Source organism: beta proteobacterium MWH-UniP1, assembly GCA_036362785.1.
Lineage (GTDB): Bacteria > Pseudomonadota > Gammaproteobacteria > Burkholderiales > Burkholderiaceae_A > Lacustribacter.
Window position 1 is genome coordinate 410,384 of the sequence record CP143625.1, and the last position, 14,284, is coordinate 424,667.

Below are 14,284 nucleotides of genomic sequence, written 5' to 3' on the forward strand. Positions count from 1 at the left end.
TAAGCGATTATTCCCCGCCCCCATACCCACCGCCCACACCATCACTTAAATTCCCGCGACATCTCCGCACCACGATCACGGGCAGCGACCAGGGCACGCTCGATGATGGCCAGGAACTGATCACGATCCAGACTCGCTAATGCAGCAGCGGTCGTGCCACCCTTCGATGTGACTTTTTCTCGCAGCAGCGCAGGCGGCTCGCCAGAAGATTCCAAAAGTGCGACCGCACCTTTCAGGGTCTCGATGGCAAGCTCTGCGGACTGCGCGCTAGATAAGCCAAGGTGTTCGCCGGCAGCAGTGAGCGCCTCGACAAACCGAAACACATAGGCTGGGCCAGAGCCTGATAGCGCAGTAACCGCATCCATCAGATCTTCACGTTCAATCCAGACTGATTTACCGACGGCATTCATCAGTTGCTCTGCTTGTGCACGGGCCGGTGCAGAAACGGTGGGGGCAGCAAAGAGGCCTGTGATACCTAGTGAAATTAAGGCGGGCGTATTGGGCATGGCGCGGACTACCCGAGCGTTGCCACACCAGCGGCTTATCGAATCAATTGAAATACCGGCAGCAATCGACAACAGAAGCGACTGCTGCAGCAAACTTTTAAGTTCTGGTGTGGCCTGCTCAATCGCTTCTTTCATGTGCTGCGGTTTAACAGCCAAGACGACCCAGGTGTTCGCTGCATCTGCTGAAAAACTCGCCGGGCAAGTGCGGGTGTCGATTGAGAAGTCCACGCCATTGGCTCGAATATCTGCACTAAAACGCGACAACAGTTTTTCTTGTGCAGCTGGGTTGAGATCAATCACATGAAGCCGCTGCAGCGGCGATTTGCTCTCGAGCAGGCCACCGATTAATGCGGTTGCCATGTTGCCGCCGCCAACAAACAAAAGATTCATGAGAGATCCTTTTTCAAAAACATGGTCCAGCGCACACCCAAGATACGAAGACATGAGAAATATACGCCAGCAGCGATTACCAAGATGATGCCAAGCCAAATGATGCGAACGAGCGGCGTGTTGGCAAGGGCGGCCCAGTCCAATTCCAGGGCAATGACTGCAATGGCAGCCCCCATCACCACGGCGCTGACTTTGATCTTCACAAGAAAGCCAAACCATCCGGCGCCTGGCGTGTAAATGCCACGTCTACGCAGACCCAGATAGAGCAGTGTGGCATTGGCACAGGCCGCAAGACTTGTTGCTAAAGCCAAGCCTGCATGGGCAAACATAGGCACAAAAACCAAGTTCAAGAGCTGGGTTAAGACCAGGGTGAAGATGGCGATCTTCACAGGGGTCTTGATGTTTTGTTGGGCGTAAAAGCCGGGTGCCAAGACTTTGATGGCGATTAAGCCAACAAGCCCGACGGAATAGGCCACCATGGCCTGCGACGTCATGAGCAAATCTTGATGATCAAACTTTCCGTAATGAAAAAGTGCCGCCCCAAGGGGAATGGCAAGCACGGCAAGACCAACGGCTGCGGGAATCGCAAGGAGCGCGACCAAACGCAGGCCCCAGTCAATGAGTGCGTTGACGCGTTCCATGTTCTTCTCGCCGTTGGCCTTACTCAGACTCGGCAGCAGCACCGTACCAAGCGCTACGCCCAGCAATGCCGTTGGAAACTCCATCAAACGGTCTGCGTACGAGAGCCACGACACACTGCCGCTTTCTAAGCGTGCCGCGATATGGGTGTTGATGATGAGACTCACTTGGGCAACGGAGACGGCGAGTGTTGCCGGCACCATGAGGGTCAGCACACGTCGAACATTTGGGTCACGCCATGCGGCCTTGAGTGACCAGTCATTGTTACTGGTTGTCGTGCCGACGCTCAATGTCGTGCTCGCAGTTGGACTCGTATCGGCACTCGTGCTCGTGGTGCCGGAGGTCGACATCGCTTGCGTCTTACGAAGCGTTCTTCGAATCGCCCAGGCCATTAGGGCCAGCTGGGCGATACCCCCCAGAACCACGGCGATGGCCAAAGCCCAGATCGGCTGGGCTAAGTGGGGTGAAAGCAACACTGCGCAGCCGATAAACGACAGGTTGAGAAGCACCGGGGCAAAGGCCGGGGCCTTAAATTCCGACCAGGTATTGAGCAGGCCCGATGCTAGGGCCACCAGAGAAATCATCAGGATGTAAGGGAACATCCAGCGGGTGAGTACCACGGTGAGGTCAAAGGTCGCCTGGTCCCCCGCAAAGCCGCCAGACATCAGCCAGACCAGGATCGGGGCGCCGATAATGGCGACCAGGCAGACCAGGGCCAGGGCGGCGGCCATAACGAGCGCCGCATGCCGGGCGAGCCGCAGGGCAGGGCCATCGCCCTGTTGGGCCTTGATCTGGCCCAAAACGGGCACAAAGGCCTGGGAAAAGGCCCCTTCGGCGAAGAGTCGGCGCAGTAGATTGGGCAGCCGGAAGGCCACAAAAAAGGCGTCCGTCTGGCTTCCCGCCCCGAAATAGGCGGCAGTCAGGGTCTCCCGGGCCAATCCCGTAATACGGGACAGTAGGGTCAGCCCACTAATCGTGGCGGCGGTCTTGAGCAGATTCATGATCGGCGCTATAGTTTAGGGCTTTTCCCCGAGAACAATAGGAATTCCGAATCCATGGCAAATTCAGCCTCCGCGCGTAAGAGCGCCCGTCAAGCTGCAGCGCGTCGTCTGCTTAACGCAGGCCTGCGTTCGGCTTACCGTACCGCAGTGAAGTCTGTCCGCAAGGCAGTGGTTACTGGTGATGCAAAAGCTGCTGCTGAAGCATACCGCGCCGCAACCAGCGTGATTGATCGCATTGCTGACAAGAAAATCGTTCACAAGAACAAGGCGGCTCGCCATAAGAGCCGCTTGGCCGCCGCTGTAAAGGCAGTAGCTGCCAGCTAAATTCAGCATGTTGGTTAGTGCTGTGCGCTGACTAAATATAGCCTGGCCCGCCGCATGTCATATGCGCTGGCCCAACAAGAACCCGACTGATGTTTAGTCGGGTTTTTTGTCTCATTCCGCTGATTCCTGCGCGAATTGTTTTTGAACTCAGAACGACGCAGGCCTTGACGTACCCATAATAGGCATTATCATGCCCATTATGGGTACAAATACTTCCGACTCGTCTTCGACCGAGCGTCTCAATATCGGCCTTGGTGATGCATTGTTTACGAGCACCCAGCAGCGGCTACTCGCTTTGTTGTTTGGTCAGCCTGAGCGTTCTTTTTTTGCAAATGAACTTATCAAATTGACTGCATCTGGATCGGGAGCGGTTCAGCGGGAACTCAAACGATTAACCGAGAGCGGATTGGTTAATTCAAAAAGAATAGGCAATCAGCGTCATTTTCAAGCGAACTCGGAATCCCCAATATTTGAGGAACTAAGGCAGATCGTTCGGAAGACCTTTGGTCTCGTAGAGCCAATACGGCATGCCTTAATTTCTTTTGGCACATCGATTGAGTGCGCGTTTCTTTTTGGTTCGGTTGCGAAAGGTACCGATAGTGCAGCAAGCGATATTGATCTACTTATTGTAAGTAAAACGCTTACCTATCCGGATCTTATGACTCAGCTGATGGAGGCTGAGGTAAACCTGGGCCGTACGATTAATACGACGATTTATACGCCAACCGACTTAAAGCAGCGAGTGAAAGAAAAGAACTCTTTTGTGACACGCGTACTCGAGCAACCCAAGATCTGGGTTATTGGAAGTAATCTTAGTTTTTGAGGGTAGATTACTTCTTCTCGCGCACACCAAATAGCGCTGTTCCAATTCGCACTATGGTCGTGGCTTCTGGAATTGATTCAGCCACGGCAGACTCCAAATCACTGGACATACCCATCGACAGCACATTGAAGTGCTGTTGCTGTTCAAGGGGAATCTGCTGCTTAATCTTTTGAAATAGTGCGGTGAGTGCGGCGAATTGCTGGCGCTGTAATTGCGTGTCGTCGGTGGGCTCTGGAATCGACATTAGCCCGCGCAGTGTTAGTCGCGGCAATCCTGCAATTGCTAGAGCTGTGGCGATCGCTTCGGATGGGTCTACGCCACTCTTACTGGCTTCACCGCTGGTGTTGATCTGCAGGCAGATTTGTAATGGCGCCATGTCGGCGGGGCGCTGCTCGGATAAGCGGCGGGCAATCTTTTCCCGGTCCACCGAATGCATCCAGTCGAAATGCTCCGCCACATCTTTGGTCTTGTTGCTCTGAAGCGGCCCAATAAAATGCCAAGTCATTTGCTGGCGGTATTTGGCCAGTGTGTTGATCTTATCGACACCCTCTTGCACATAGTTTTCACCGAATTCGGTTAGACCCGCAGCAAATACCTCTTCGACTGCAGATGCGGGAAAGGTTTTGCTCACAGCAAGCAAGCGGATCTGGGCAGGATCCTTGCCGAACTGCTGGCAAGCTTGACCAATACGTTGTTGGATGTTGCGAATGCGGTCAGGAAAACTCATCTTATTGCTCACGCATAGAACCAGCCACCATATCGAAGCGGACCCACCGGCATTCGATATCGCCGTTATATACCGGCACGCGCCGTGCAGCCTTTAATCGCATGGCCGTCTCTAATTTCAAATTGTCAGATAGAACCCAGGCCTGCCAGCCCGCGTAACTCTTCTTCAGAGTCTCGGCAAGGCTGCGCTCAAATTCATTAGACTCGGTGCTTGTTTCACTCGAGTCATCACCGCCTTCGTCATTCGCAGACCGCGCCCGAAAGCGGCCGTCTTGTTCAAGGCGTTTGCCGTAAGGCGGGTTAGTGATCAGCATGCCGTGATCGGCAATCGGAGTGGTGTCACGAAAGGCTGCGGTCTTCCAATGAATGGCCTGCGCGGCAGCTTCCGGTAGCGCACGTGCTGCATTTTGTTGGGCAAGCGCCATCATGCGTGAGTCGATGTCACTGCCTTGCATCTTTGGGATATGGGCGCCGGCTTTTGTATTTTCTATCGTGCGCTCAATTGATTCTTTCGCTTCGGCCCGCAGTGCCCGCCAATTGACTTGGCCCATCGGTGATGTCGGGTGAAAGCCCTCGGCGGCAAAGCTTCTTGGTGCTCCGGGCGTATAGCCAGGGGGCAGCTTTAATGCGCGTTGCATGGCCTCAATCAGCAGTGTGCCACTGCCACAGAATGGATCCATTACCGGGGATTGGCCGTCCCACTGACTGATGGCAATTAATGCCGCAGCCAAGTTTTCTCGCAGTGGGGCCTCGCCTTTGGCCTGACGCCAGCCGCGCTTAAAGAGCGGCTCGCCGGATGTATCCAGATAAATTGTGATCGTGTTTTGATCGATGAAGGCCCAGACCCGAATATCGGGATGGGTCGTGTCGATGGATGGCCGCTTACCACGTGCGATACGAAAACGATCACAGATGCCATCTTTCACAAGAAGAGTTGCAAAGTTTCTAGCGAGTGGTTTTTCTAATCGTGGCTCACGGCCCACTGCCAGATCAATACGCAGTGTCTGACTCACCGTGAACCAGTTTTCCCAGAGAATTTTGGTCGCGATCAATCGGATATCGTCGGGCTGACGAATTGCACCGCCACCGACTTCAATCAAAATCCGCGTAGGAATACGGGCCCAGATATTGGCCCGAGCAATCGCCTCTGCGCTCGCCACGAAGCGTGCACCGCCACGGCCTTTGATGACCTCTTGAAAACCGGGCAGGCCCTGCAGCTCCTCGGTAAGTGCATCTTCAAGGCCTGACGGGCAGACTGCAAAGCCGGAAAGACGTGATGCCGTTTTTTCCGACCAGCGTTTGGCGGCGGGGCTTTTGCCCCGCTTCTTATCAGGTGACTCGGCCGCCTTTGGCGGCCGGGGCTTGAGTCGAATAGTGGTGTCGCTCACTTAAAAGGGCTTCACCACAACCAGAATCACCACAACGGTAAGCAGCAGCACTGGCACTTCATTAAACCAGCGATACCAGACGTGGGAATGCGTATTGCGGCCACGCTTAAAGTCTTCCAAACGGTTGTGGCACATCACGTGATAGCCAATGAGCACAATCACAAAGGCAAGCTTGGCATGCATCCAGCCACCACCAAAGCCATAGCCCAGCCACAGCCACAGACCAGAGATGATCGTGAGTACCGCAATCGGGGTGACAAACCGATAGAGTTTGTGAGACATGATTAAGAGCCGATCACGCTCGGCCTTGTTGGCATCGCCATCCGGCACCATGGCCAAGTTCACAAAAATTCGCGGCAGATAAAACAGACCTGCGAACCAACTGGTCACCATAATGATGTGAAACGATTTCCACCACAGCATTGCTTACTCCCTGACTTCGCCTTGTCCCAAGACCACCCACTTATAAGTGGTCAGGCCCTCGAGCCCCACAGGGCCACGGGCATGAATCTTGTCGTTGCTAATCCCGATCTCTGCACCCAGGCCATATTCAAAGCCATCGGCGAATCGGGTCGAGGCATTGATCATGACGGAAGCGGAATCGACATCGCGTAAAAACCGCATGGCATTGGTGTGATTTTCGGTCACGATGGCATCGGTGTGATGGGAGCCATAGTGGTTGATGTGATCCATTGCTTCTTCCATACCCGTAACAGTGCGCACCGCTAGAATTGGCGCTAAGTACTCGGTATGCCAGTCGTCTTCCGTTGCGTCTTTGATGTCCACACCATCAAGATCCAAAATCTTTAATGCAGCCCGGGTCTTGTCGCAGACACGAAGTTCCACACCCTTGGCCCGATAAATCGCGACCAACTCGGACAAAATCCGTGGGTCGGCCGATGCGGCGACCAAGAGGGTCTCCATGGTGTTGCAGGTGCCGTAGCGATGGGTCTTGGCGTTATCGGCAATACGCACGGCTTTTTCTACATCAGCATCGTCATCAATGTAGACATGGCAGATGCCATCTAAGTGTTTGATGACGGGGACCTTGGCTTCCTGGGTAATACGCTCAATTAATGATTTGCCACCGCGCGGCACGATCACATCAATGTATTGGGGCATGGTGATCATGGCAGATACCGCCTCGCGATCCGTGACCGGAATCACCTGCACGCCAGTTTTGGGCAGACCTGCCGCGGCCAGTGCCTGCTGAATGAATTCGGCTAGGCAACGATTGCTCTCAATGGCCTCTGAGCCGCCGCGTAGCACCGTGGCATTGCCTGCTTTGATACACAGTGCTGCTGCGTCAATCGTGACATTGGGCCGCGACTCATAAATGATGCCAATCACGCCGAGGGGCACCCGCATATGGCCGACAGAAATACCCGTGGGCCGCTTACGAAGTTGCGTGATCTCGCCAATCGGGTCGGCCAGCGCAATGATCTGGTGAATGCCCTCGATCATGGTGGCAACGGCTTTGTCGCTTAGTGTCAGCCGATCAACAAAGGCGGCATCGGCACCATTGGCTTTCGCTTTGGCCACATCTTTGGCATTGGCTTGGGCCAGTACGGCGCGGTTTTGGTCAATGAGATTGGCGAGTTTGGCCAGCGCATCATTTTTTTGACGCGTTGTGGAGGCCGCCATCTGCCGGCTGGCAAGGCGGGCCTGCTGGCCCAGATCAGCCACCTGCTGACGAATGGCATTACTTGAATCGGACATGATGTTGCCGTGACTCCCAGTGATGGGGATAAATTTCTAAAACGAACGGTGAAACGGGCGGTACAGCGCTTTAGGCAAACTCAATGGCCAAGCGCTCCAACGCAACCCAGGGATCATCGTTTTTCAGGCCTTTGACGATTGTATCGACCTCTGCCGCCTGACGCAGGGCCCGCCAGGTCTTCGCCGGGTTGGCCCGCCTGCAGGCACTGCTGATCAGGCGCTCTTTATGCCGAGGGATACGGGCCTCGCGCAGGGCCATATCGGCGGAGCGGCCGTTGGCCATGAGCTGCTGTGTGCGGGCCAGCATGCGTAAATCTTCGGATACGGCCCAGAGCACCAGAGGAATGGGTTCGGCCTCGGCTTTTAAGCCCCGCAGAATACGGATGGCCCGGGCCAGATCACCGGCAAGCAGCGCTTCGCCCAATATAAAGGGGTTAAAACGGGCCACATCAGCAATCAATTGCCTGACGTCTTCCACATCCAGCGCTCCATCTTTTTTCTCGTGATGCAGGGCGAGTTTCAGAATCTCTTGGTGGGCAGCAATCAGATTGCCTTCGCACTGATCGCAGATCCAGGCAATGGCATCGGGCGTGGCGGTCAGGCCCACGCTACGCAGCCGCTGCGACAGCCAACCCGGCAGATCAGATCGGTAGAGCTCGGGCACGATGATCACCGTGCCGGCCTGATCCAGGGCATTGAACCAAGACGAGGCCATCATGGCCCGATCGGCCCGTGGCAGGGACACGAGCAGGGTGACATCAGCAGGCGGGTTGGCACACCAGGTCTGAATGGCCTTGCTGCCCTCGGTACCTGGCTTGCCGGTGGGTAGCCGCAGGTCCATTAGCCGCTGTTCAGAAAAAAGAGAGCCCGTGCCACTTGCGGCGATCCAGCCCTTCCAATCAAAGCTGCGGTCCGGCACTTCGACCTGGCGCTCGGTAATGCCAATGGATTTGAAATGTTGACGCAGACCGTCAGTCGCCTCGCCCACTAAGAGTGGGTCGTCGCCCGATACTGCCCAGACAGTAGGTGTGGATTTGGCGCTTGCCGACTGGATGATTTTTTTTATGCCATCGGCCGCACGCAGATCGAGCTTGACCTGCATGGTTTAGTTGGCCATTGGTTTTACTGCGCGCAGTCGGCGAATGATCTGTTGGGCCAGATCGCGCTGCATGTCTTCAATCATGAAGTTTTCTGCGCTCGTCATGGCCAGTGCTTCGCTCTCGGACACCGTGATGTCGCGGGTCTGGGTGAGGTCTTGTGGTGAGCTTAATTCCACGGCGAAACCATCGGTCACCCGGTAACTCACCCGCATGCGCAGCTGAATCTCTCGCGGCCGGCCCGCACTACTAAAGGCCACCACGGCGCGATCGACGGTCTGAGACATGATGATTAAAACCGCTTCGGCCTCGACTGGCTTTTGCACAATCTTGACCTTGGGCTGGCCGTAGAGCATCTGACGCACCTCGTTGGCCACACCACTGTCACCCTGAATCACGATGGTCTTAAATGGGATGCCCAGATCAAATCCGCGGATCTTAAAGCCGCAGCCGGTTATCAATACCGCGGCCAGGCCAAGCACGGCCGCAATAATCAGGGCCCGAATCCAGGTGCGACGACGACGCTTGGCGGCCCCTTTGGCCCCCATGTCGTAGTAGTTGGTGAACATGCGCATATAGGCAATCAGACCACAATGTTGACGAGTCTGCCAGCCACCACGATGACTTTTTTGGCAGGCTTGCCTTCAGCAAATTTGGTAAAGGCCTCGGTGGCAAGCGCTGCAGCCTGGATCTGGTCTTGGCTAGCACTTGCCGCAACCACCACGCTGCCACGGACCTTGCCATTGATCTGTAACACCAACTCAATCGAGTCACGTACCAGGGCCGACTCATCAACGGCTGGCCATGCGGTATCGAGCATGTCGCCATGCTGGGCAGCAAAGCCGAGATCTTTCCAGAGTGTCCAGCCGATGTGGGGTACCACAGGGTAGAGCGTGCGCAGCAGAATCGATAGGCCTTCGGTGAGTGCGAGATTCATATCCGCATTCGCGGCATCTTTGGCGGCGTCCTCCAGGGTATTCAACATCTTCATGGTGGCTGACACGACGGTGTTGTACTGGCGGCGCTGCATATCAAAGTCCGCCTGTTTTAAAAGCGTGTGCATGTCGCGGCGCAGTGCCTTGGCCTGATCATTCGTCATTGCCGAGAAGTCTTTGGCGGCAGGCGTGAGCCGGCCTTGTAGGCCAGTGGAGAAGACCCAGAGACGACGCAAGAAACGATAGGCCCCTTCCACGCCAGAGTCCGACCACTCGAGTGTCTGCTCGGGTGGCGAGGCGAACATGGTGAAGAGCCGTGCGGTGTCTGCGCCATAACGATCGATCAGGGCCTGCGGATCAATACCGTTATTTTTCGACTTGGCCATCTTTTCTGTGCCGCCCATGATCACGGGCTGTCCGTCGGCAATCAGTGTGGCGCTAATGGGGCGGCCCTTATCGTCGAACTGCACGCTGACATCGGCAGGGTTAAACCAGCTCTTTCGGCCTGCGCTGTCTTCACGGTAATAGGTTTCATTGAGCACCATGCCCTGGGTGAGCAGGTTGGAAAACGGCTCGTTGAATTTCACAAGGCCGATGTCGCGCATGACCTTGGTCCAAAAGCGCGCATAGAGCAGGTGCAAGACCGCGTGTTCAATGCCACCGATGTATTGGTCCATCGGCATCCAGTAGTCGTTACGTGCATCGACCATGGCATCTTTGGCGTCCGGCGCGCAATAGCGCATGTAATACCAGCTCGAGTCGATGAAGGTGTCCATGGTGTCGGTCTCACGGCGGGCAGGCTTGCCGCAGCAGGGGCAGTCGACCTTCAGGAAACGCTCATCTTTGGTGAGCGGATTGCCACTGCCATCGGGCACCAGATCCTCCGGCAGCACCACGGGAAGATCTTTTTCGGGCACGGGCACTTCGCCGCAGCTATCGCAATGAATGATGGGAATGGGTGTGCCCCAATACCGTTGGCGGCTAATGCCCCAGTCACGCAGACGGAACTGAATGCGCTTTTCACCAAGGCCCATTGCGGCAAGGTCGTCTGCCACAGCCGTCACCGCTGCCTCATGGGCCAGGCCGTCGTATTTGCCAGAGTTGACGCAGACTGTGTTGGTTTTGTCGGCGTACCACTCTTGCCAGACCGACGTATTAAAGGCCTCGGCGGCGATGTCGTCTCGTAGCGAGCCTGCGAGCGGGAGCGACGACTCGCCGACGAGGCCACGTTTACGAGTGATCACCTGATGAATCGGCAATTGATATTTCTTGGCAAATGCAAAGTCACGCTCATCATGGGCCGGCACACCCATCACGGCGCCATCGCCATAGGTCATCAGCACATAGTTGCCCACCCAGACCGGCACGGGCTTTTGCGTTAAGGGGTGGGTCACGGTAAAGCCCGTGGGCATACCCTCTTTTTCACGAGTTGCTAGGTCGGCTTCGGCAACGCCACCGGCCTTGCACTCCTCAATAAATTTGGAGAGTGCCGGATTATTGGCGGCAGCAGCAGTGGCAATCGGGTGTTCCGGTGCAACGGCCACAAAGCTCACGCCCATGATGGTGTCGGCACGTGTGGTGAAGACAAACATCTTGCCGTCTTGAATCAGGTCACCCTTGGCATCTTTGATCTGGTGCGGAAAGGCAAAGCGAACACCGGTGGATTTGCCGATCCAGTTTTCCTGCATGATCTTGACCCGCTCTGGCCAGCCAAGATCCGATAAATCAGAGAGCAATTCATCCGCGTATTTGGTGATGCCCAGGTAGTACATGGGGATCTCACGCTTTTCGACGACTGCGCCGCTGCGCCAGCCACGGCCATCCACCACCTGTTCATTGGCCAACACCGTCTGGTCAATTGGGTCCCAGTTCACGGTGCCGGTCTTCAGATAGGCAATGCCCTTTTCGCGCATCTTCAAAAAGAGCCACTGATTCCACTTGTAGTAATCGGGCGAGCAGGTGGCGACTTCGCGGGACCAATCAATGGCAAGGCCCATCGATTGCATCTGCTTTTTCATATAAGCGATGTTGTCGTAGGTCCACTTGGCCGGAGCGACCTTATTGGCCATGGCGGCGTTTTCTGCGGGCAGGCCAAAGGCGTCCCAGCCCATGGGCATTAAGACGTTGTAGCCCTGCATGCGAAGCGCGCGGGCCATTACGTCGTTGATCGTGTAGTTGCGGACATGGCCCATGTGCAGCTTGCCCGATGGGTAGGGCAGCATGGAGCAGGCGTAGTACTTGCCCTTTGGGAAGCGCGGGTCGTTCTCGCGGGCCCGGTAGGCATCACTCGATTGCCAGGCGGCTTGGGCCTGGGATTCGATGGTCTTGGGCTGGTAATTCTGGTCGGACGGGCCTTGCGGGGATGACATGGGAGGAACCATTTTCTGTAATTTCGGCAATCTCGGGATTTTATCAAGGGGGGTTGGCCAGAGTCCTTAGAATGCAGGCATGGCTGACCTTTTACACCGATTAAATCCAGAACAGCGTGCCGCCGTTACGCTGCCCGCAGAATCCGCACTCATCCTGGCTGGCGCCGGCAGTGGCAAGACCCGGGTCTTGACCACCCGCATTGCCTGGCTGATCTCCAGCGGCCAGGTGAGCCCCCAGGGCATCTTGGCCGTGACCTTTACCAACAAGGCCGCCAAGGAGATGGTGGGCCGGCTTTCGGCCATGCTGGCCGTCAATGTCCGCAATATGTGGATCGGGACCTTTCATGGCCTGTGCAACCGGCTGCTCCGGGCCCATCACCGCGATGCGGGGCTGCCGGCCACCTTTCAGATTCTGGATAGCCAGGACCAGTTATCGGCTGTGAAACGGCTTTTGAAGCTGTTGAATTGGGATGACGAGAAATTCCCGCCCCGGCAGCTTCAGTCGTTTATCAATAGCGCCAAAGAGCAGGGACTGCGTGCCGCTGATATTGATGACAGCGATGGCTACAACAAGAAGTTTATTGAGTTCTATCAGGCCTATGACGAGCAGTGCCAACGCGAAGGCGTGGTGGACTTTGGTGAGCTGCTCTTACGTTCCGTTGAGTTGCTCAAACGCAATACCGCACTTCGCGATCACTATCGCATGCGGTTTCGTCATATTCTGATTGACGAGTTTCAAGACACCAATCCGCTGCAGTATCAGTGGATTAAGCAGTTGGCCGGCGACACAACCTCTGTGTTTGCCGTGGGTGATGATGACCAGTCGATCTACGCGTTTCGTGGGGCCGATGTGGCCAATATGATGAATTTCGAGCGCGAGTTTGGTGTTAAGCACATGATCAAGCTGGAGCAAAACTACCGCTCCTGCGGCCATATTCTGGATGCGGCCAATGCCATGATCCAGAACAACTCGCAGCGCTTGGGCAAGAACCTGTGGACCGATGCGGGTGCTGGTGAGCAGCTACGCGTGATGGAGGCGGCCAGTGATGCACTCGAGGCCTATTGGCTGGTTGACGAGATTCGATCCCTGATTGCCGATGGTTTTGCCCGCAAAGAAATTGCCATTTTGTATCGCAGTAATGCCCAGTCCCGCGTGATTGAGCATGCGTTGTTTAACGCCGGCATTCCGTACCGCGTGTTTGGCGGCCTGCGGTTTTTTGAGCGTGCCGAGATCAAACATGCGCTGGCCTATCTGCGGCTGATGGAAAACCCACACGATGACACCTCGTTTTTGCGGGTCGTGAATTTCCCCACGCGCGGTATTGGTGCGCGCAGTATCGGGGCCCTGCAAGACAAGGCCAAGGGCCTGGGATTAAGCCTTTATGCAGCGGTGCCCCATATGGAAGGCAAGGCTGGCTCGGTCTTGGGCAGTTTCACCCGATTGATTGAGCAGATGCGCTTTGAGGGCCAAGGCTTAAAGCTCAATGAACTCGTTGGTTTGGTGATCGAAAAGTCTGGTTTGATTGCCCACTATCAGAGTGAGAAAGAGGGCCGTGACCGGGTTGAAAACTTAGAAGAATTGATTAACGCGGCGGCTGCCTTTATCTCTGAAGAGGGCGAGAGCATTACCGATGATGGCGAGATCAAGATGCCGCCCCTGGTGGCCTTCTTAACCCATGCATCGTTAGAAGCGGGCGATAACCAGGCCGAAGAGGGCCAAGACGCCGTGCAGTTGATGACGGTGCATTCGGCCAAGGGCCTGGAATTTAATGCGGTCTTTATTACGGGGTTGGAAGAGGGGCTCTTCCCCCATGAGAACTCCATCATGGAGCCCAATGGCCTAGAGGAAGAGCGGCGCCTGATGTATGTGGCGATTACGCGTGCCCGGCAAAAACTTTATTTGTCACTGGCCCAGACCCGGATGCTGCATGGCCAGACCCGCTACAACATGCGCAGCCGTTTCTTGGAAGAACTGCCCGAGGCTAATTTACGTTGGCTCACACCGCGATTAAATCCAGCGGGTGTCATGGGCGGTGGCATGAATTACGAGGGCGGCTCGTCCTATGGGTATGGCAACCCGCGCGGTGGCAGTTGGCAGTCGAACAAAGGCGGTTGGAATCGCGGTGGTGGTTCGGGTGGCAGTAGCGCTTCAACAGGTCCCGGTGGTGGTGGCAAGGCGGCTCAGTTGGGCGCCCATGACAGCGGCTTTAGAGTCGGCCAGACCGTAAGCCATGCCCGCTTTGGTCAGGGCGTGATTGTGGGCCTGGAGGGCTCTGGTGAAGACGCCCGCGCCCAGATCCAGTTCAAACGCGATGGGGTGAAGTGGCTGGCCTTGGCGGTGGCGAAGCTAGATCCCGTCTGAGGGCT

General features: G+C 55.9%; 12 protein-coding genes. 3 read left to right on the forward strand and 9 right to left on the reverse strand.

The window, feature by feature from the left end; all coding sequences use genetic code 11:
• Positions 1 to 41 precede the first annotated feature (41 nt).
• Both proC and murJ read right to left on the reverse strand, forming a co-directional pair.
• Positions 42 to 896: a pyrroline-5-carboxylate reductase gene (gene proC / locus AOB54_02075; protein WVN42191.1), complete on the reverse strand. Its 855-nt coding sequence runs from the start codon at positions 894 to 896 to the stop codon at positions 42 to 44.
• Positions 893 to 2,536 carry a murein biosynthesis integral membrane protein MurJ gene (murJ, locus tag AOB54_02080; protein ID WVN42192.1) on the reverse strand — a complete coding sequence of 548 codons (1,644 nt, stop codon included), beginning with the start codon at positions 2,534 to 2,536 and terminating at the stop codon, positions 893 to 895. The genes proC and murJ overlap by 4 nt, the downstream gene beginning before the upstream one ends.
• A 54-nt stretch (positions 2,537 to 2,590) precedes the next feature.
• Between murJ and rpsT the strand changes: the two genes are divergently transcribed.
• Both rpsT and AOB54_02090 read left to right on the forward strand, forming a co-directional pair.
• A complete protein-coding gene (gene rpsT / locus AOB54_02085; GenBank protein ID WVN42193.1) occupies positions 2,591 to 2,860 on the forward strand; it encodes a 30S ribosomal protein S20 in 270 nt (89 codons plus the stop codon).
• 190 nt (positions 2,861 to 3,050) lie between these two features.
• Positions 3,051 to 3,683 (forward strand): nucleotidyltransferase domain-containing protein, encoded by a 633-nt coding sequence (locus AOB54_02090; GenBank protein ID WVN42194.1) that lies wholly within the window; start codon positions 3,051 to 3,053, stop codon positions 3,681 to 3,683.
• Between the two features lie 7 nt (positions 3,684 to 3,690).
• On the opposite strand, the gene AOB54_02095 is transcribed toward AOB54_02090, so the two are convergent.
• The 7 genes from AOB54_02095 to leuS all read right to left on the reverse strand — a co-directional run bounded on the left by AOB54_02095 (position 3,691) and on the right by leuS (position 11,917).
• Positions 3,691 to 4,410 carry a YggS family pyridoxal phosphate-dependent enzyme gene (locus AOB54_02095; GenBank protein ID WVN42195.1) on the reverse strand — a complete coding sequence of 240 codons (720 nt, stop codon included), beginning with the start codon at positions 4,408 to 4,410 and terminating at the stop codon, positions 3,691 to 3,693.
• A 1-nt stretch (position 4,411) separates the two neighbouring features.
• Positions 4,412 to 5,797, reverse strand: a complete 1,386-nt coding sequence (locus AOB54_02100) for a class I SAM-dependent RNA methyltransferase (GenBank protein WVN42196.1) — start codon at positions 5,795 to 5,797, stop codon at positions 4,412 to 4,414.
• Entirely contained in the window at positions 5,798 to 6,220 is a 423-nt protein-coding gene (locus AOB54_02105) for a CopD family protein (GenBank protein WVN42197.1), read from the reverse strand.
• 3 nt (positions 6,221 to 6,223) lie between these two features.
• On the reverse strand, positions 6,224 to 7,516 hold the full coding sequence (locus tag AOB54_02110) for a glutamate-5-semialdehyde dehydrogenase (protein ID WVN42198.1): 1,293 nt from the start codon (positions 7,514 to 7,516) through the stop codon (positions 6,224 to 6,226).
• A 70-nt stretch (positions 7,517 to 7,586) separates the two neighbouring features.
• Positions 7,587 to 8,618, reverse strand: coding sequence for a DNA polymerase III subunit delta (gene holA / locus AOB54_02115; GenBank protein ID WVN42199.1), 1,032 nt, complete (start codon positions 8,616 to 8,618; stop codon positions 7,587 to 7,589).
• 3 nt (positions 8,619 to 8,621) lie between these two features.
• Positions 8,622 to 9,188 carry an LPS assembly lipoprotein LptE gene (lptE, locus tag AOB54_02120; protein ID WVN42200.1) on the reverse strand — a complete coding sequence of 189 codons (567 nt, stop codon included), beginning with the start codon at positions 9,186 to 9,188 and terminating at the stop codon, positions 8,622 to 8,624.
• An 8-nt stretch (positions 9,189 to 9,196) separates the two neighbouring features.
• Positions 9,197 to 11,917: a leucine--tRNA ligase gene (gene leuS, locus AOB54_02125; protein ID WVN42201.1), complete on the reverse strand. Its 2,721-nt coding sequence runs from the start codon at positions 11,915 to 11,917 to the stop codon at positions 9,197 to 9,199.
• 79 nt (positions 11,918 to 11,996) lie between these two features.
• Here leuS and AOB54_02130 point away from each other — a divergent pair, with 79 nt between their 5' ends.
• Complete coding sequence (locus AOB54_02130; GenBank protein WVN42202.1) at positions 11,997 to 14,279, forward strand: UvrD-helicase domain-containing protein; 2,283 nt, start codon at positions 11,997 to 11,999, stop codon at positions 14,277 to 14,279.
• Positions 14,280 to 14,284: the final 5 nt, after the last annotated feature.